This is a genomic window from Rhodococcus sp. NPDC056743 (assembly GCF_042790355.1).
Lineage (GTDB): Bacteria > Actinomycetota > Actinomycetes > Mycobacteriales > Mycobacteriaceae > Rhodococcus_F.
In genome coordinates this window covers 215290-234235 of sequence record NZ_JBHTZI010000001.1, presented here as the reverse complement: position 1 = coordinate 234235, position 18946 = coordinate 215290, and the positions used below count along the sequence as shown (strand labels likewise).

The 18946-nt window shown below is 62.5% G+C and carries 16 protein-coding genes; 11 read left to right on the top strand and 5 right to left on the bottom strand.

What is annotated here, in order from left to right:
- Positions 1–12: 12 nt before the first annotated feature.
- Entirely contained in the window at positions 13–786 is a 774-nt protein-coding gene (locus ACFRFQ_RS01015; RefSeq protein WP_378651974.1) for a class I SAM-dependent methyltransferase, read from the bottom strand.
- 141 nt (positions 787–927) lie between these two features.
- On the bottom strand, positions 928–1602 hold the full coding sequence (locus ACFRFQ_RS01010; protein ID WP_378651971.1) for a TetR family transcriptional regulator: 675 nt from the start codon (positions 1600–1602) through the stop codon (positions 928–930).
- A gap of 159 nt (positions 1603–1761) precedes the next feature.
- On the opposite strand from ACFRFQ_RS01010, the gene ACFRFQ_RS01005 reads away from it, so the two are divergent.
- From ACFRFQ_RS01005 to ACFRFQ_RS00970, 8 genes are all read left to right on the top strand, one after another.
- Complete coding sequence (locus ACFRFQ_RS01005) at positions 1762–3225, top strand: MFS transporter (protein ID WP_378651968.1); 1464 nt, start codon at positions 1762–1764, stop codon at positions 3223–3225.
- A gap of 320 nt (positions 3226–3545) precedes the next feature.
- A complete protein-coding gene (locus tag ACFRFQ_RS01000; RefSeq protein WP_378651966.1) occupies positions 3546–4442 on the top strand; it encodes a glycoside hydrolase family 16 protein in 897 nt (298 codons plus the stop codon).
- 126 nt (positions 4443–4568) lie between these two features.
- Positions 4569–5561: an NAD-dependent epimerase/dehydratase family protein gene (locus ACFRFQ_RS00995; protein ID WP_378651963.1), complete on the top strand. Its 993-nt coding sequence runs from the start codon at positions 4569–4571 to the stop codon at positions 5559–5561.
- Between the two features lie 51 nt (positions 5562–5612).
- Complete coding sequence (locus ACFRFQ_RS00990) at positions 5613–6824, top strand: hypothetical protein (RefSeq protein ID WP_378651960.1); 1212 nt, start codon at positions 5613–5615, stop codon at positions 6822–6824.
- Between the two features lie 96 nt (positions 6825–6920).
- Positions 6921–8936: a glycosyltransferase family 2 protein gene (locus ACFRFQ_RS00985; RefSeq protein WP_378651957.1), complete on the top strand. Its 2016-nt coding sequence runs from the start codon at positions 6921–6923 to the stop codon at positions 8934–8936.
- The gene (locus ACFRFQ_RS00980; RefSeq protein ID WP_378651954.1) at positions 8933–11218 is read left to right on the top strand and encodes a hypothetical protein; all 2286 of its coding nucleotides are present in this window, start codon (positions 8933–8935) and stop codon (positions 11216–11218) included. The genes ACFRFQ_RS00985 and ACFRFQ_RS00980 overlap by 4 nt, the downstream gene beginning before the upstream one ends.
- Complete coding sequence (locus ACFRFQ_RS00975; RefSeq protein WP_378651952.1) at positions 11215–11412, top strand: hypothetical protein; 198 nt, start codon at positions 11215–11217, stop codon at positions 11410–11412. The genes ACFRFQ_RS00980 and ACFRFQ_RS00975 overlap by 4 nt, the downstream gene beginning before the upstream one ends.
- Positions 11409–12314, top strand: coding sequence for a family 16 glycosylhydrolase (locus ACFRFQ_RS00970; RefSeq protein WP_378651949.1), 906 nt, complete (start codon positions 11409–11411; stop codon positions 12312–12314). Before ACFRFQ_RS00975 ends, ACFRFQ_RS00970 begins: the two co-directional genes overlap by 4 nt.
- Here the strand turns inward: ACFRFQ_RS00970 and ACFRFQ_RS00965 are convergent.
- Positions 12299–13618 (bottom strand): lipopolysaccharide biosynthesis protein, encoded by a 1320-nt coding sequence (locus ACFRFQ_RS00965; protein ID WP_378651946.1) that lies wholly within the window; start codon positions 13616–13618, stop codon positions 12299–12301. The genes ACFRFQ_RS00970 and ACFRFQ_RS00965 overlap by 16 nt on opposite strands.
- Positions 13615–14421, bottom strand: a complete 807-nt coding sequence (locus ACFRFQ_RS00960; protein ID WP_378653477.1) for a glycosyltransferase family 2 protein — start codon at positions 14419–14421, stop codon at positions 13615–13617. Before ACFRFQ_RS00960 ends, ACFRFQ_RS00965 begins: the two co-directional genes overlap by 4 nt.
- Positions 14422–14731: 310 nt before the next feature.
- Here ACFRFQ_RS00960 and ACFRFQ_RS00955 point away from each other — a divergent pair, with 310 nt between their 5' ends.
- Positions 14732–15919 carry a 4-hydroxybenzoate 3-monooxygenase gene (locus ACFRFQ_RS00955; RefSeq protein ID WP_378651943.1) on the top strand — a complete coding sequence of 396 codons (1188 nt, stop codon included), beginning with the start codon at positions 14732–14734 and terminating at the stop codon, positions 15917–15919.
- A gap of 15 nt (positions 15920–15934) precedes the next feature.
- On the opposite strand, the gene ACFRFQ_RS00950 is transcribed toward ACFRFQ_RS00955, so the two are convergent.
- Positions 15935–16666 (bottom strand): arylamine N-acetyltransferase, encoded by a 732-nt coding sequence (locus ACFRFQ_RS00950; RefSeq protein ID WP_378651940.1) that lies wholly within the window; start codon positions 16664–16666, stop codon positions 15935–15937.
- A 188-nt stretch (positions 16667–16854) separates the two neighbouring features.
- Between ACFRFQ_RS00950 and ACFRFQ_RS00945 the strand changes: the two genes are divergently transcribed.
- Positions 16855–17691: a 2-amino-3,7-dideoxy-D-threo-hept-6-ulosonate synthase gene (locus ACFRFQ_RS00945; protein WP_378651937.1), complete on the top strand. Its 837-nt coding sequence runs from the start codon at positions 16855–16857 to the stop codon at positions 17689–17691.
- 66 nt (positions 17692–17757) lie between these two features.
- Positions 17758–18942 carry a 3-dehydroquinate synthase II family protein gene (locus ACFRFQ_RS00940; protein WP_138870149.1) on the top strand — a complete coding sequence of 395 codons (1185 nt, stop codon included), beginning with the start codon at positions 17758–17760 and terminating at the stop codon, positions 18940–18942.
- The last annotated feature ends 4 nt before the right edge of the window (positions 18943–18946 follow it).

Sequence of the window (18946 nt, the reverse complement as noted above, 5' to 3'; positions counted from 1 at the left end):
ACGAGAACGAGGTCAGGGACGTTCCGCTGTAGCCAACCATGCCGGAGCAAGCAGACGATGGCGGGAATCGAAGCCCAACCGTTCGACGATAGCAGCCAGGGGCGAGTTGGCCTGGCGTGCAAACTCTTCACGAGTAAATGCCGTGGTGTAAGTGGTGCGTTCCAGGTGACGGACAATCCAACCGGCATCCGTCAGCGTTCGACGTAGATTTTCCTCGCTGATGCGATAAGGACCAGGGAATTCCTCCGGAACCTCGTCCGAGAAGCACACCAGATGGAGCCGAGCTCGAGGTCGGCAGGTTCGGAGCACTGCCTCTACGTACGGTTGGCGCTGATCTTCGGGAAAACAGTGATACAGCGCGCTGTCGAGAACAGTGGTGAACCGATTGTCGTACCCGTCAAGCGTCATGGCGTCGGCAACATCGAAATCCACCACCTTCTCCAGCCCCCGCAGACCGGCACGTTCGCGTGCGATCCCAATCGCTGTCGGTGAGGCGTCGAGTGCACAGACCCGGTAGCCGCGGTCTGCAAGAAACAGAGCGTTTTCACCCAGCCCACAACCAATGTCAAGGACTTCACTCGCTAACTGGCCGTCGGATTCGAGTTGCCGGACTACCGGTTGTGCTTCGCCGATATCCCATGGCACTCGGTCGAATTCGAGCTCGTTGCGTTGTGCGCCGGCGGGCAACTCCGTATTACGCGCGAATGCGTCGAAGTCGCCGCGGTACAGCGCATCGAAATCGGCCGCACTCGGTTGACGTGGCGGTTGGGGGTCGTCGGCGATCACGAACTCCTCCTGTAGGTAGCGACACAGTCAAGTGAACGGGTAGCCGCGCACTTGCAGCTCTAAACCCGCGTCCAGATCCTGGGTGCATCGGCTCGGACATGAGCGATACCGATGGTGGGATCCAGTGCCGGAAAACAACTTTCAGCGCGTCACCGGAGCACTCCAGAGCCCGACAAGAGCGTCGACGATATCCGTCGTGAAATCGTCCCAGCTCGAGAGCTCCGGCGATTCATCCTCGACAAGGAGCCTTTCGCGTTCGGCGCACATGTGCATCATCACGTGGCGCGCCATTTCGCCTCGGGCGCGCCGTACGTCGTCTGGCATGTCGGGCAGACACGCGGTGAGTGCGACAAGCATCGTCTGCAAGTGCTCCGATGACGAAACATCCTCGTATACAACGGCGCGCAGGGTGGGATCGGCCATCAACTGAACGCTGAATCGCGCATACCACGTGGGTCCGGTCAATTCGTCGTAGTGATCGGTGGACGCTCGAACCAGACACGTGATCCAGTCACGGAGATCTGTCGAACCTTTGACGTCGGCCACCAGCTCCTTGCGCTTCTGCTCGATCGGCGCGGCATGTTTGTTCACGATCGCCCGGAGAAGATCGGTTTTTGTACCGAAGTGATATCCCACCGCGGCATTGTTGCCCTGCCCAGCGGCCTCGCTCACTTGACGATTCGAGACGGCAAAGATCCCGTGCTCGGCAAACAACCGCTCCGCGACGTCGAGTATCCGATCTCGGGTCGCAGCGGAACGAGGAGAGCCCGCTGGGGTACCCGAATCGCTGATCGCATCTTCAGTTCTTGCTGCCACATCTACCGCCACAGTCAGGTGCTCGGCACTATGTGCGCACCGAGACGTTGATCACCATCGACCTCACGCCCTTGCGTGAAGTCAGTCAGCTGATTTAACTTTATTCAATCAGTTGACTTAATTCAAGACTTCTTTACTTTTCTTCGATGGAGTTTCCCAATGTCGATATCCACTGCCGAATCGAGTAAGGCCGCACCGCCGTCCACCACTGCCGTCGTAGCAGTTCTGGCATTTGCCGGCATCGTGGTCTCACTGATGCAAACGCTTGTCATCCCGATCATTCCGCACCTTCCCGAATATCTGAACGCGTCCGCCTCGGACACAGCGTGGGTAGTGACCGCCACGCTTCTCGCTTCAGCCGTTGCCGTCCCGACAATGGGCCGGTTGGGCGATATGTTCGGCAAACGCCGCCTACTCCTGATCAGCCTGGCACTTCTGGTGATCGGCTCGATCGTGGGCGCCATGAGTTCGAGCGTTGTCCCCCTTGTCTTCGGCCGCGTCCTCCAGGGACTTGCTGCCGGCGTCATCCCGCTGGGTATCAGCATCATGCGTGACGTTCTCCCCCCGAAGAAACTGGCCGGTGCCGTCGCGATAATGAGCGCCGCCATGGGAGTCGGTGGCGCACTGGGACTTCCGATCGCAGCCATGATCGCCGAATACGCCGACTGGCACGTTCTGTTCTGGGCCTCGGCAGTCCTCGGCGCCGTCGTGACCGGTCTGATCCTCGTCATCGTGCCTGAATCGACCGTCCGCACCGGCGGAAAATTCGACTTCGTCGGAGCGAGCACACTCTCGATCGCACTCATCACCCTGCTCCTGGCTATCTCCAAGGGCAATTCCTGGGGATGGACCAGCACCGCGACTGTCTCCATGCTTGCAATCGCCGTCATCGCATTCGCCATCTTCGCCTGGTGGGAACTGCGGACTCCGAAGCCGCTCGTCAACCTACGAGTGTCAGCGCGTCGCCAGGTACTGCTCACCAACGTCGCCTCCATCGTCTTCGGATTCGCGATGTTCGCCTCCAGTATGGTCTTCCCCCAGGTCGTCCAACTGCCCGAAGCCACAGGTTTCGGCCTCGGCGGATCAATGCTCACCGCAGGCCTCGTCATGGCACCGTCCGGCATCGTCATGATGCTGATCGCGCCCCTCTCCTCGAAGATCACCAACACCTTCGGCCCCAAGATCACCCTCATGGCCGGCGCCGTCGTCGTCGCAATCGGATACGCCGTCGGGATCTTCGCCCTGCACTCCATCTGGCAGCTGATCATGGTCGCCGTCATCATCGGTGCAGGCACCGGTATGGCATACGGCGCGATGCCCGCTCTCATCATGGGAGCAGTTCCGGCCTCCGAAACCGGTGCAGCCAACAGCTTGAACACGCTGATGCGCGCGCTCGGAACATCCTTTGCCAGCGCAATCGCCGGCGTCGTCCTGGCTCAGATGACGATGCCCCTCGGCGACACCGCGCTGCCCACCGAGAACGCCTTCCGCGTCATCATGGCGCTGGCCGCGGGATCGGCCCTGATGGCACTCGTCCTGGCAGCGTTTCTTCCCAAGTTCCGGGGAGCCGTTTCGGTCAAGGACACCGCCGACCACACGCCGGAACCCGTCGCTGCGCGCTGATTCACGACGCCGCAGCTTCACATCACAAACACGAAAGCCGCCGGTACCCGACCAGGTACCGGCGGCTTTCGCGTCGCTGCGAAGTATCTACCGCAACTGTCACGTCAACATCCCGGAAGCGTCAACGAGCCGAAACCCAACCTACACAAGGTTTCTGAGAGCTTTCTGAGCGTTAGCTGTCGATATCCCAAATCGCCTGCATGCTCCCGCGGTCACATACGTGCCGAAGGTAGCCACCCATTCCTGACCAAGCGTAAGTAAAGTACCGATCGATCGTCCCCTGCGTCGTTCCGCGCACTCAACCCTTTTGGAGAAGTCAGATGCGTTTGTCCACCCTGCGGTCTCGTCGCCGCAGCACCGCCGCGGTCGCTCTTGTCGCCGCGACTGTGCTCGGGATCTTCTTGCCCTCGACCGCTCAAGCGCAACTCACCGGATCAGCCGGTTCGTCCGGTGGCGCCGTCACTGGTACTCAACCTGCACCCCGCGCTGCGTTGCCCGGTTGGCGCGAGATCTTCGTCGACGACTTCACGACCGACGCTCCGATCGGCAGCTTCGCAAACGACGAGTGCAACAACCCCGGCAAGATCGTCTACACCGGAACCGAGAACACACGCTGGCGGACGTACCCCGAGTGCTACCTCGACACGTACAACAAGAACCCTTACCGCGCAGACGAAGTGGTCAGTGCCCACGACGGTGTGCTCGACTACTACCTCCATGACGTCGACGGCCGCCGCGCCGGAGCCAACATGTCCCCCGTCATCGACGGCAGCAGCCAGGCCCAGGTGTACGGACGCTACTCGGCGCGTATCAAGGTCAGTCATCCGGCGATCACCGGTTACCGATTGGCGATGCTCTTGTGGCCGGACTCCGAGGGATGGCCGGAAGAGGGCGAGATCAACTTCCCGGAAGGCCCGCTGACAGGTCCCATCTACGGCTTCCATCACTACGCCGAAGACGGCGCGGACGCGAACTCCCAGGCACTTTCCGACGTCGACACCTCAACGTACGCGGATTGGCGTGTTGTCACGATCGAGTGGACTCCGTCGGTGGTTCGATTCCTGCTCGACGACAAGGTCCTGCTCGAATCCACTCGGGGCATCCCGGACACCGCGATGCGTTGGCAGCTCCAACTGGAGTCCAGCCTGTACCCGGCTCTCGGTGGCGGCAATTTCCTCGTCGACTGGGTGACCGTGCACGCATGGGACGGCGCGTAAGAAATTCCTGACTGCTGGTCGAAGCACGAACCCGTGCCTCGACCAGCAGAATGGGCGTAGATTCCCGTTTTCGGACACGATTGCCTACACTCCCAAAAGAAATCAAAAGTAAGGGAAGGCAAACCTGTGCGCACGGCGGTAACCGGAGGAGCAGGATTCATCGGCTCGACGCTTGTGGATCGCTTGCGCCACGACGGTCACCAAGTACTCGTCATCGACGACCTGAGCCGCGGCCGGGTAAGCAACCTCGACGCCGCGCTCGCGACTGCAGACGTCGACCTCGAAGTTCTCGACATCCGGGACGACAAAATCGCCCCGCTGCTCCAAATGTTTGCTCCCGAAGTAGTGTTCCACCTCGCCGCGCAGATCGATGTGCGGCACAGCGTCGCCGACCCGATCCACGACGCCGACGCCAACATCCTCGGCACTGTGAAAATCGGATCCGCAGCGATCGCGGCACATGCACGCAAGGTCGTGTTCATGTCTTCCGGCGGTTCCATCTACGGATCACCGGAGCACTTGCCGGTATCGGAACAAGCTCCTGTCAACCCACTCTCGCCCTACGCGTGCAGCAAGGTCAGCGCCGAAAATTACCTCAACTGCTTCCGGCAACTCCACGGCCTGGATTGCTCGCACATCGCCCCGGCCAACGTGTACGGACCCCGGCAGGATCCGCACGGCGAGGCCGGCGTCGTCGCCATCTTCGCCCGCGAAATGCTGTCCGGCGGCGAGACTTTCCTGTTCGGCGACGGTGGAAACACGCGGGACTACGTGTTCGTCGAGGACGTCGTGACGGCGCTGATCGCCGCATCGAACACCGCAGGCTCGGGACAACGCTTCAATATCGGAACGGGAGTGGAGACCTCCGACCGCGAACTGCACGCGCTGCTCGCGCAGGCCACCGGCGTCGCGGCAGAACCCACCTGGATGCCTGCGCGACTCGGGGATGTTCGCCGGTCCGCTCTCGATGCCGGCCTGGCACGCACAGAATTGGGATGGACCCCGTTGACGTCTCTGTCGGAGGGGATCGCCCGCACTGTCGACTACTTCCGGACGCTTGATACAACCTCATCCGATACAGCACCGTCATCCAATACAGCACCGTCGACGCTCGTCTGAAAAATGCCGCCATCTCCCAAAGCGCCTCTTCGCGTCAGTCATCTGGACGTGATGCACAGTCGTACACGGATCACGTCCGTCATCGGCCCCGTATATCTTCCTGACGAGGCCACCATCGCCGCTCGACTTCGCACGATGGCCGAAGCGGGTCCACACACTCGGCTCGGCCTCAGGCCGTCGGCACACGACAATCGGTGGACATTCGATCCCGAATCGTGTGCCCCCGAAGTGGTTCGGCTCGATCCGCCGACCTCCCCGATGAAACTGCTCGACACGGCGTCACAGGCCTCGCGGGTCTCGCAGGTTTCACAGGAGGACCGGCCCACCACCGTCACCGTGGCCGGGAACTACCTGCGCACCGACCACAACCACGGCCTCGGCGAAGTCGCTCTGACACTCATGATGAACGAGGTCATCCTCGGCATGATCGACCCTGCCGATCCACGGGTATGGCAACCGTCGCGTGCCTCGCGCTCGGGGATCACCACTGCGGCTCTGCGCACCTACGGTTCGGATCCACGACGGGCGTGGGCGCTGCGGCGCTCACTCGATCGGACGCCTCGCCCTGCGCTGTCCGGGCCGGTGGAACCCTGGACGCCCGACCGTACCGCTGCCGTGGTCACCACTGATCCCGACACAGTGCGATCCTTGCGGGCGTGGCGGGACCAGAATCTTCCGTCGGTGTCGATGTATGCCCTGACCGCCTCGGTTCTGCACCGCGCACTGGTCGACGCCGGACTCACGATCAACCCCGTTGCAACAGTGACGCTCGATGCACGTCGTTACCTTCCGGCAGGTCGAGTTCCGTTGGGAAACTTCGTCTCCGGACTCGAGTTCGATCTGGGGGCGAACCCCACGCCTAGCCGCATCAACGAGGTCACGTCCGATGCTGTGGCAGCGGGGCGGCCGGTTGCGAACCTGGCCTTGAATACGATGCGGACCCGAATCGGATTGCGAATCAACAATTCCGGTGCATATCCGATCAGTCGACCACAAGATCCCCAGGCCCAGCTGCTGTTTTCGAGCATCGGCCCGGTGCCTCGACAGGGTCAGGTCCCGTGGCTCGACGGCGCATCACCGTTCTACTCGGCGCACAACGATCCGGTCGGCCCCGAGGGCATAACCCTTACGTGGGCGATCGTGGAAGGTGCGGTCGCGACGACGGCGTCGTTCCACGGAAACGTGTTTCCGCAGGCCGCGGTGACGGCAGCTCTGGAATGCGCTGCCACCGATCCTTTTGCTTTTCTGTCTTCGGTTAACTGACCCGATGTGCCCTCAGGCCACAGGCGTCGGATAATATAGGTAAGGCTGCCCTTCCCGGGTGGTGTTGCACCCCGCCTAGACCCGTCGGAGTACGTCTTGACAGCGCAGACCCACCTGGTCCCCGGGATCACCGTTCTGATCTGCTGCTACACCCACGACCGCCTGGAACAGCTGTCCACCGGCATTCGTAGCGCTCAGGCACAGCTTCGTCCAGACGAGGACGAACTGATCGTGATCGTGGACCACAACGACGCGCTCCGCGCAGATCTGGTTGCCGCATTCCCGACCGGCATCACCGTTATCCCCAACGCAGCGACCCCCGGCTTGTCCGGCGCCCGTAACACCGGCGCCGAGGCAGCGCGGACGGAGTTCGTCGTGTTCGTCGACGACGACGCCGTGCTCCGCCCCGGGGCCCTCGACAGCGTTCGCGGCGCCTTCTCCGACGTTTCGGTCATCGCTGTCGGAGGCGCGGTACACGCCACATGGGAAGCGGGAGCACCACCGTCGTGGTTCCCGGACGAATTCGGGTGGGTCGTGGGCTGCGACTACCGCGGGCTTGCCGCCGACGGCGCCGAGATCCGCAATCCGATCGGCGCCGCCATGGCTGTCCGCCGCGCCGAATTGCAGAAGATCGGCGGATTCTCCGACCGTCTGGGCCGCGTCGGAACAGTGCCGGCGGGTTGCGAGGAAACCCTGATGGGAATTGAACTACGACAGCAATTCCCGGGCTCCAAGGTTGTGCGGATCGAGGCGTTTGCCGTCGACCACTTCGTTCCCCGCACCCGTAGTACTCTGCGCTACTTCGTCAGTCGCTGCCGCCACGAGGGCCGATCGAAGGCAGTGCTCTCCGACATGGTGGGCGGCAAAGCCGGCCTCGCGGCCGAGCGCAGTTTTGTCATCCGTACCCTGACCACCGGAGTGTTCCGCTATCTCCGACGCGCAGTAACGGGCGACGGCATCAGCGCGGTGTCCCGCATTCTTGTCATGATCCTCGGTTTGTTTGTCACAGCGTCAGCCACTGCGGTAGCAGCCATGCGCCAAGGATCACGCACCACCAAGTCGGAAGTACAAGTAGCAGTGCAAAAACCGGCAGAAACACCCGTCACCGCCGACGAGTTGATCACCGTCGTGATTCCCACCGTCGGTCGCGATTCGTTGCTCAACACCGTGCGCACGGTGCTGGCTCAGGACCACCGCAATATCGAATTGCTGGTAGTCGACAACCGTCCCCACCGAGGTGAGGCCGCACGGATCTTGGCCGGCATCGACGACCCCCGCCTGTCGATCCTGGAACAGCCCATCCCCGGAGTCTCGGCGGCCCGAAACAAGGGGCACCAGAGCGCCAGCGGCCGAATCGTCGCCTTCACCGACGACGACGCAGTCCCCGATCCCGGGTGGATCTCGGGGATTGTCACCAGCTTCCACGCCGACGACACCAGTTCCGTCGGAGTCGTGACCGGCCGCGTGCTCGGCACCGAATCCAACACCCGCGAACAAGCTTGGTTCGAGGAAGCGAAGGTCTTCGACAAGGGCGAGGTAGCAACGCTCTGGGCGCTGAACACTCGCGAGGAGACTGCGCTCGGCACTGACGGCATCCTCGGCGAGTACGGTCCCCACGGTCCGTTCTTCCCTTACACAGCGGGTGAGTGCGGTTCGGGTAACAATATGGCCTTCCGCGGGGCCGCTCTGCACGCGATCGGCGGATTCGACGAGCGCCTCGGCACCGGCACCCCCACCCACGGCGGTGAGGACCTCGACGCTTTCCGCGCAGCTCTCCTCAACGGTTGGGCTATTGCCTACAATCCGAATGCCGTTGTGCGGCACTACCACCGTGACAACATGCCGGAACTTCGGGTGCAAAGTTACGGGTACGGCACCGGAATGGCCGCGTCGTTGACCAAGTTCGTCCTGTCCGGATCACCGCGCCCGATCCTCACGCGCATCCCTCGGGGTATCCACATGCTGATATCGCCGACGTCGACGAAGAACATCGACTTCCCGTCCGACTGGCCACTGCACCTACGAGTGCTCGAAGCGCTCGGTTACCTGGCCGGCCCGGTCCTCTTCGTTCGTAGCCACCTGAACGCGCGTCGGGTCGGTGCCGGGCGATGAGCACCGATTTGGACACGGACACAGACATCATCGATCTCCGGCCGGGCAAGTCTGCGTCACCGCTCCCTCACTTCGGGTGGAATCCCCGCATCTGCCTGAGAATCGGCGTGGCAGTTGCGGTTGCCATGTTCGCGCTCAACCTGGCGGTGGCAGCCGATATCGCCGACGTCGTGCCCGCGCCGATCCGCCTGCTGATCGCACTGGCCGGTATGACGCTGGTTCCCGGACTGCCCGTTGTTGTTGCACTGCGCATTCCAGGACGCGCACTCTCCGCCGCCTTGACCGTGTCGGTATCTTTGGCCGTCGCCATCCTGGCCAGTCAGCTGACGATGGTGGCGCAGTGGTGGAGTCCGCTTCGCACTCAGTTCTTCCTGGCGCTCCTCGCACTCGCGCTCTGCGCCGCCGCCTCGCGCACGGTGCCCTCCGACTATCGACTTCCGAGCAGCGACCTTCAACGACTACGGACCTTCGACCGAAGCCGGGCAATCGGTTTCGGCGCACTGCTGATCGCCCTGATCCTGTTCCTGATCGCCGCAGCGAGATTGGATGTCGCGGCGGCAGGCCACTTCGGCATCATCACCGAGATCGGGCCGATCTACGTGCTCGGGCTGGTAACGCTCTGCGCCACCATTGTGTACACGCTGCGTCGACGCCTGATCGACCACGTGTTGATGGCGGCAAACACCGTCGTGCTGATCGTTTACACGACGATGCTCGTGCCGATCGCCACCGGCGAGACTTCGGTACCGACGTCGTTCGTGCATCGCGGTTTCATCAACATACTTGCCCAGAGCGGCACACTCCCCAACTCCATCGACGCGCGATTCAGCTGGGCCGGATTCTTCTCCGCCGGGGCACATCTGATCACGGTCGCCGATGTTCCGGACGCGACCGTGCTGCTTCTGTGGGCGCCGCTGTACATGGGTGCGCTACTGGCGTTTCCGCTGTATGCCATCGCAATTGCCATCACCGGCCGAGTTCGGCTCGCCTGGCTGGCAGTGGTGATCTACCAACTCTTCAACTGGTACCAGCAGGATTACTTCGCCCCGCAGGCTGTCGCGACCATCTTCTACACCACTATTCTCGCGACGCTGCTGTGGCAGCTACGACGCGCACCGCTTCCGGCAATCGGTTCCGGGATCGGCCGATTCATCGTCTCGGCGCCGCGGCGCACCCCCGGGTTTGTTCCCGGTTTCGATTCACTCCGCACACTCGCAGTGGGTGCGGTGCTGCTACTCCTCATTGTCGCCACCACTGTCAGTCATCAGATCACCCCGATCCTGGTCATCGTCGTCCTGGCATCGTTCTCTCTGTTCGGAGCAACGCGCTACCGGACCCTGTGGCTGGCAGCAGGACTCATCTTCGCGGCATGGTTCAGCTACGGCGCCACCGACTTCTGGATCGGCCACCTCCAGTCGATTTTCAGTGAGATCGGGCAGGTCGGCAATTCCGTGGGCCGCGGTGTCAGTGAACGCATTACCGGCGATCCCACGTACCAGCAGATGCAGTACCTGCGCATGGGCGCGTCCGGGCTACTCGCAGTAGTTGCCTTTGCGGGTTGGGTACTCTCACGTCATCGTCGGACATGGCTCGTAGCCGGTGCCGTTGCCGCAGCGCCCTTCTCGCTTGTCCTGCTGCAAAGCTACGGCGGTGAGATGATCATTCGCTGCTTCGTGCTCGCCTCCCCGGTTCTGGCTCCGTTTGCTGCCATCGCTCTCGCCCATGCCGGTAACCAGATTCACAAGGCCCTCAACCCGGTCTCGTCGGCGAATCACACGCGGCCGCGAAAGACGCGGCCGTCGCACTTGGTTCGGGCCGCCGCAGCAACCTTGGCATTGGTCTCGCTGGGACTACTCCTGACCACGAACCGCGGACTCAACACCGCATTCGAAGCATCGACAACCGATCAGGTCACGGTCTCGGACCAGTTCATTGCCGCAGTTCCGCCGTCGACCACGATCATGACGTGGAGCCACGCGTCCCACACCAACGGTGTTCGGCGAACCCTGGACCCACTCGGGCCACGGATGATGTTCATCGACAGCTACGAATGCGCCGACGACCTCAGCGGTTGTGCCTTGGCCAGAAACCCGATGTACGTCTACGTCACCAGCCAGGGCATCGGAATGGCCCGGTTGCAGCAGGGAATGACGCAGGAGTATCTCGACGCCGAACTGGCCGCTATCATCGACAGCGGCCTCTACGTCCCGATGATCGAAAAGCCGAGCATCACGATCCTGCGCCGTGTCGACGCACCCGCTATCGAATTCGAGTCCCCATGAGTGTTGCTGTCTTCTTCTTCCTGGCTGCCGGAGTTCTCCTGATCGCCGGCGTCATCCTGCGTGAACGCGAGGTTCCTGCCACCGGCAGCGTCGGCCGCGGACACGCCGCCCAACTGATCAGCCTTGCACTTGCCGTCTGTGTGATCACCGCCGCGACTTTGACTTTCGTACGACTGATCGCCATGGCTGTATGAGTCGTCCACGGCGCCGAACTGCCGGAGCGATCGCGGCGCTCGCCCTCATCGCGTCATGCACGTCGTGCACGATCGCAGCCGATCCACCGACTGTAAACCCGTGCGCGCCGGAATCGGCACCTGGTGGCACGGCGCTTCCAGAAGGTGACCTGCAGGGGTGGAAGCAGATCTTCAGCGATGATTTCGACGATTGTGATCTCGGATCGGACTGGGGTACATACAGCGGTCAGCCCGGCGGCAATCCGAACAGCACGTGGGATGATTCGATGGTGCAGGTCGACAACGGTCTGCTCAACCTGAATTCGCAACGAACCGATTCGGGATGGATCACCGGTGGTGTGTCGAACTATCCGGTCACCCAGCAGTACGGACGCTGGGAGATCCGCATGCGTGCCGACAACAGTGACGACATCTCGTACCACATGCTGCTCTGGCCGCAGAACGAGAAATGGCCGCCGGAAATCGATTTCGCGGAAAGCGTCAGCGGCACCCGGGACGAGATGTCAGCCTTCCTGCACTGGGTCGACGACACAGGCAGCAACGACAAGAAGGGTGTATCCACAGGCGGGGATTTCTCCGAGTGGCACACCGTCGGGGTCGAGTGGGGACCGGGCATCGTCCGCTATCTGCTCGACGGCAAGGTCTGGGCCGAAGCACACTCGGAGACAATGGTTCCGGACGTCCCCATGTGGCTCGGCTTGCAAGCCGAGGCCGGAGCGTGCGAACGTCGCGAGGACTGGGGAATGACCCCGTGCGCCGATGCATCCGAGCAGCGCCCGGACAACGTTGCCGTACAGGTGGACTGGGTCACTGTGTATGCACCGGACTTCGACGAATTGGAGAAGATGCAGAAATCCGGTTACTACGATCCGTCACCGGACGCCATTCAGTTCACAGACTGAGATTCGCTCCGCATAGCAAGAACCGCACGAGTAAGTGGCACAACAAGGATGACGGCAGACACGGACTCGGCCACGATGTACGCCCAGCCCAACGCAACAAGTCCATGGTTGTCGATCAACGCCAGACTGATCCCGAGAATCAATGCCGCATTACAGATCTGCACCGTGACCGCGAGACGCAAGCGGCGCCGCACACGGGCAACCGCGGTGTACGCGGCCACGATCGTCGCGGGAATCAACGCAATCGCAGCAAGGCGGAGCAGCGGAGTCCCCTGCTCCGCGTACGGTTTACCGACGATCTCCAACATCACGGGCGCGATCACCGCAAACAGAAGAACACCACTCAGGGCTACAGCACCGAGTATCGCAAAGAATCGAAGGGTCAGACCGTACAGGCGCGTCGAATCACTACTTGCCGACGCGGCAACATAAGGCCCGAGCAGCATGGTCATCAAGACCAGTACGGCTGTGACCAGGGACCAGGAGATAGCAAAGTACGCGTTGGCGTCGGCACCCAGGCGTGAGACGACGATCAACGGGAGTAGAAGTGGCGCAAGCGCACTGACCACGTAGATGCCGTAGGAACCGGCTAGGTAGTTGCCGATCTCCCGTCGAGGTGGCAACTGCGACGCCGCGCTCAGATAGTCGGGAGTACGTAACCGCCTGGCCACCATCACACCCAGGATGAGGGCAGCAACCAGCGCCGGTAGCGTCCACGTCCAGATGATGGTGAGGTGCGAAGCGGTGAACGCCAATGCTGCGGCAAGCACCAGCTTGACGATCGCGTGCGCGACGTTCTTTCCTGCAGCCCAACCGGCTTCGCGGAACGCCACCGCTGTGTGGTCGAGCATGGCAAACGTGGAGAACACCACCACGACCAGCGGGAAAAGCCAGTACTCGAACGGATGGAGAAACATCTCCGACGTCGGGCCCAGCAACAGGAATCCGCCACCCAAGAGAAGGCCGCCCACCGCGCCGACGGCAAACCCCGCCGCGACCATCGACTTCGAGCGCTGCCCGGCAAGCGGAAGGAACCGTTCGAAGAGTCCACCGATACCGAAGTTGCCGAAAGCCGAGAGCATGGTGGCCGTGGTGATCACCGCCGCGGCAGCACCGACTTCACGGGCCGGGTACAGGCGTCCGAGGATTGCCCAGTAGACAAGACCCACAACACCGGTCAGGAGCGCCGAGACGGTGAGCGCCAGACTGTTTCGCTCGAGGCTGTGGCCCTGTCCCTCGGTACTGGATCCACCTGCAATTGCCGCCTCCGGCGATACGACGGTGTCGCCGGAGGGGGCGGTCACAGTGTCAGTTCGCGGACGTCAGCCTGCGCGGTCTTTTTCTGGATGGTCTTGGTCTCGCGCCAGTGCTGCCATTCCTGACCGATGGTGCGCAGAACTCGCATACCGTCGCTGTAGGCATTGAGGTTGCTACGGCCGTGGATCCGCGGACCTTCGAAGCTGCCGACCTCGACGATGTTGAGGCCGCTCGTCGCAAGCCGCACGTTGATGACGGTCTCGATCTCGAATCCGTCGCCCCACTGCGCGCGCTGATACTCGACCGGCGCCAGTTCGAGCAACGGGATGTGCTTGCGCCAGAAGGCGTTGTAGCCGTAGCAGAGGTCGGAGAACTTAGTTCGGAAGATGATGTTGACCAAACCGTTGAGGCCCTTGTTGCCGAAGTTCCGCAACCCGGTGATATCGGAACTGCCACCGCGACCGACGAACCGACTTCCCTTGGCGAGGTCCGCCCCGCCGACCAGAGCCTCGACGAAGAAGGGAATCTCAGCGGGATCGGTCGAACCGTCGGCGTCGATCGTGACGATGATGTCGCCGGTCGATGCCTCGAATCCACAGGCCAGGGCGTTACCCTTACCGGAACGGGTCTGCACGACAAATGTTGCATCCGGCCACAATTCACGGGCCACCGCGACGGTGTCATCGGTGGAATGACCGTCGACGAAGACAATCTGATCGATGTCCGCGGGCATCCGCGATGCAACGAACGGCAAATTCTTTGCTTCGTTCATGGCCGGGACGATGACGGAGACAGTCGGACGGTTTCCACCTTTACCGGATTCCGGTTCGGACGGTGTCGCTCCGGTGATGTCGGCAGCCGGGCCACCTGTCGGTATCGAAGTACTCACGACGATCGTCTCCACTCATATTTGACAGTCCGATGCCTGGAGAATGTGTGGGCCAGTGGCCTACACCCAGACAATGCCCCTCTCCAAGAACTGGATTCGGGAGGTCCTGCAGTTCGTCGAACTGCATGCCCTACAGTAGAAGATAGGCAAGCCTTAGCAAAGCCCTACAGGGCTTGTGTGTCGACTGTCACATGGGATCCGGTAGCCGCAACGCAATTGATCCGGTACTGCGAGAACGAATACGCTCGAAGACAAACAAAGGAACTTACACGTGCACACTCAGGTTGCGATCATCGGTGCCGGACCCGCCGGGCTGACTCTCGCCGCCCTGCTTCACCGCCAGGGTATTTCCTCGATCGTTCTCGAGCATCACGACCGCACGTACATCGAGACCCGAACCCGAGCCGGCATCCTCGAGCAACCCACCGTCGACCTCATGCACGAAATCGGTGTGGGTGACGGAATCACGCGTGAAGGCATGGTTCACAACGGGTTCTACGTTCGATTCGACCGAACCACACATCATCTCGATTTCACCAAGCTCGTCGGCGGGCACGCCACGGTCTATCCGCAGCAGAAACTGGTTGCCGACCTCGTGGCGGACCGGGTCGGAGGCGGCGAGCCCCTACTGTTCGAGGCCTCGGTGCGTTCGATCGACACCACCACCGACTGCGCCCGCCTGCACGTCGAGACGCCGGAGGGTCTGATCGAGATCACCGCGGACTTCGTCGCCGGCTGCGACGGATTCCATGGGGTGAGTCGCGCGCACCTTCCCGCCGCCTCGGTCCGAGAGTTCGAGAGAACCTATCCTGTTGCGTGGCTCGGCATCCTGGCGTACACCACCCCCACGACCCCCGAGGGCATGTACTGCGCACACGAGAACGGCATCTCGGTGCACAGCATGCGTGGGCCGAACATCACCCGCCAATACCTGCAGGTTCCCGCGGACACCGACCTGAGCGAGTGGTCTGACGAACGCATCTGGGACGAGCTGACCCTCCGTAGCGCGAGCGATGATTTCCCGGTACTCGAGCGCGGCGAGATCTTCGACAAATCACTGGCCCCGTTGCGCTCGTACGTCTGCGAAACCATGCAACACGGACGGCTTTTCCTGCTCGGCGACGCCGCCCACATCGTTCCCCCTACCGGCGCAAAGGGTCTCAATCTTGCAGTGTCCGACGCCTGCACGCTGTCCTATGCACTCGGTGCGCATTACCTGACCGGCGAACGCGAGCACCTCGACGCGTATTCGAGCACGTGCCTCCCCCGAATCTGGAAGGCGCAGCACTTCTCCGCGATGCTCACCGAAACCCTGCACTCGTTGTCCGAAGATCCGCTGGATTGGCAGTTGCGACGCGCTCGCCTGACCAGGTGGGTGGAGTCGGAGCACGAGCAGTCCGCACTGGGCGAGGTCTACCTGGGCTTGCCCTTCCCCAGCCCCTGGCAGTTCCCGGCATAACAGGGATCAGGTTTTTCAGAATCGAATCGGCCGCGGGAGTTCGGGCAACCGGATGCCGAACTCCGCGGCTAGTACGGCAAGCGCTTCGTCGTCGTCCAGGTCGCGAGCACTGCGCAGCGCTCCGTCCGTGACGGCGAGCTGGTATTGCTCATCGGGCCTGCAGGAGAGGGTCTTTCGCACGCTACCCGCCGTCAGGGAACACACGATTCCGCTGGTGAAACGGGCTAGCGGGGAGGTGCTGTGCCACCACGCCATTGCCGCAAAATCCGAGAGCGGCTGCGGCGCAGCGTCCGTGAGGTACGCGGCACCGGAGGGAAAGCGCACGTCCCATCCGGCGACTGCGCCGGCGTCGATCTGGTGCACTATCGCGTCGCCGCCGAACCCGACGTCGACCAACCACGTCTCGCCGGCGAAGCCGACCACGATCGCGACGTGGCCCAGTGGGAGCCCCGGCCCGTTCGGCGTGACGACCGATGCGCCGACCAGCTGTGCATCGAATCCCAGCGTGCGCAGAGCGCGGGCGAGCAGGCCGTTGAGTTCGTAGCAGATTCCGCCTCGCTCACGCCCGAGGAGCTTCTCCTCGATCGCGGCTACCGAGACCTCCACCGGACACTTGCGGTGAATATCGAGATTCTCGAACGGAATTCGGGCCAGCTGAGCGTCGGCGATCCGTCGCAGCAAAGAAGCGTCCACCGGACTTGTCAGGTTATCGTCGGGCAATCCGACACGTCGGAGATACGACCGCATGACCGAATCCGGCATCACATCGAGATCGCGGCGCATCTGCCGTATTCGTGGTGCTACCGAGGGTGTTTGTGGTGTAGATCGCAGTGTTACCTCTACCCCGCTCGAATCCATTTGTGTAGCCTACCCTAATATTGCGGAGGCACTCGAGAACGTCAGCCGCACGTTCGATGCCCGATTGGAGAACCTCGGTGTTCACATCACCCAACTATGCGAAGTCGCAGTCCTCGGGCGGTAAGTCCATCCGACTCTCCCGGATCAGCAATTACGCTACCGGGCGCACCCTCGTCGTGCCGCTCGACCACTCCGTCACCATCGGGCCGCTCGGCAAGGCAGACCACGCCAACTCGTTGGTCCGCACTCTGGCGCAGGCCGGCACCAATGCCGTAGTTCTCCATCGCGGTCGCGCCAAACACGTTGATCCGGCCCACTTCGCGCGCATGGGATTGATCGTCCATCTCTCCGCCGGGACCACCCGCAGCATGGATCTCGACTCGAAGGTGCTCGTCGGTGGCGTCGAGGACGCACTGCGCATCGGCGCCGACGCGGTCAGCGTCCACGTCAACGTCGGATCATCCACCGAACGCGAGCAGCTCCTGGATTTCGGCAAGATCTCCCATGAGTGCGAAGTGCTCGGAGTTCCTTTGCTGGCCATGATGTATGCGCGCGGTCCCCTGCGTGGCGATCTCCCGTCGGATCCCGCAGAACTGATGCACCTGGCCGCGATCGCCACCGATCTCGGGGCGGACCTGGTCAAGCTCGACTACAGCGGCACCCCCGAATCCATGCGTGAGGTTGCCGAGTCCTGCCCGCTGCCCATCTGCGTCGCGGGCGGCCCGCCCCTCGAAGACGTCGACGCGCACGCTCTTGCGCTCGGCGCCGAAATACTGAGCTCAGGTGTCGCCGGATTGAGCTTCGGCCGTAATGTATTCGAGGCGCGCAATCCGTACGCGGTGGCCTCTACGTTGGCCCGGATGATGCACTCCCCACAGGAATCGGCGTCCCGGTCCGAACTCGAGATCGCCTGATCTTCAGGTTTCACCACCTCGCACGCACACGCGCTTTTTCAACCAACGAAGGGAACGTGTCCAACCATGGACAGCACTATCGTCACCGACCAGATCCTCCCGGCGACGGGGGCCGGCACGGACAGTCGACGGACACCGATCAGCCGCGAAGGACACTTCGCCTGGCTCGACGTCCGTTCGGTCGAGCAGAGCTTGCTGCCGGCAATTGTGCAAGCCGCATTGCACCATCGCATCGACGGCATCCTCTCGGACAAGATCGAGACCTTCGACGGCCTTCCCCCCACCGTGCGCCGCATCCTGAGTGTCGACGCTCCACTCGCAGAGGACTTCCCGTACGACGGAGTCGACCTTGTCGTGGTCGCCGATCGCGCGGACGCATTGTCCCCCAACATCGGTCACACCCCTGATCGTGGCGTCCATGTTGTCGTTTCCGACGCACCGACCCTGCAGTTGGCGTGCGAGGTCGTTCGTGAGGTGCCGTGGACGCTCCTCACGTTCACCGACCCGACCAAGATCCCGCTCGAGATCGTCATCGCCGCCGCGGAGAACTCCGGCGGACGCACCGTCACCACCGTCACCGACGTCGAAGACGCCGAAATCGTGAAGCTCGTTCTCGAGCACGGATCGGACGGACTCCTGCTTGCACCCCGTAGCGCCGACGACGTCGTCCGCATCGCGCGCATCGTCGATCACCAGATCGAGTCGATGGAGCTCTCCGAGCTTGTCGTCACGAAGGTCGAGCACATCGGCATGGGCGATCGCGCCTGCATCGACACGTGCTCGTTGCTCGAGAAGGACGAAGGCTGCCTGATCGGTTCGTTCTCCACCGGAATGTTCCTCTCCTGCAGCGAGACCCACCCGTTGCCGTACATGCCGACGCGTCCCTTCCGCTGGAATGCCGGCGCCGTTCACTCCTACGTGCTCGGCCCGGACAATCGCACGCGCTACGTCAGCGAACTTCAGGCCGGCCATCCGATCCTCGCTGTCCGTTCGGACGGCAGTGTTCGCGAAGTACGCATCGGCCGCGTCAAGATCGAGAAGCGCCCGCTGATCTCGATCACCGCAGTTGCCCCGAACGGCAAGAACGTCAACGTCATCGCACAGGACGACTGGCATGTTCGTCTGCTCGGACCCGGTGGCAGCGTCAACAACGTCACCGAACTGGAACCGGGCGACAAGCTGCTCGGCTATGTTCCCACCGAGGCGCGCCACGTCGGCCTGCCGATCACCGAATTCTGCGACGAGCGCTAGGAAA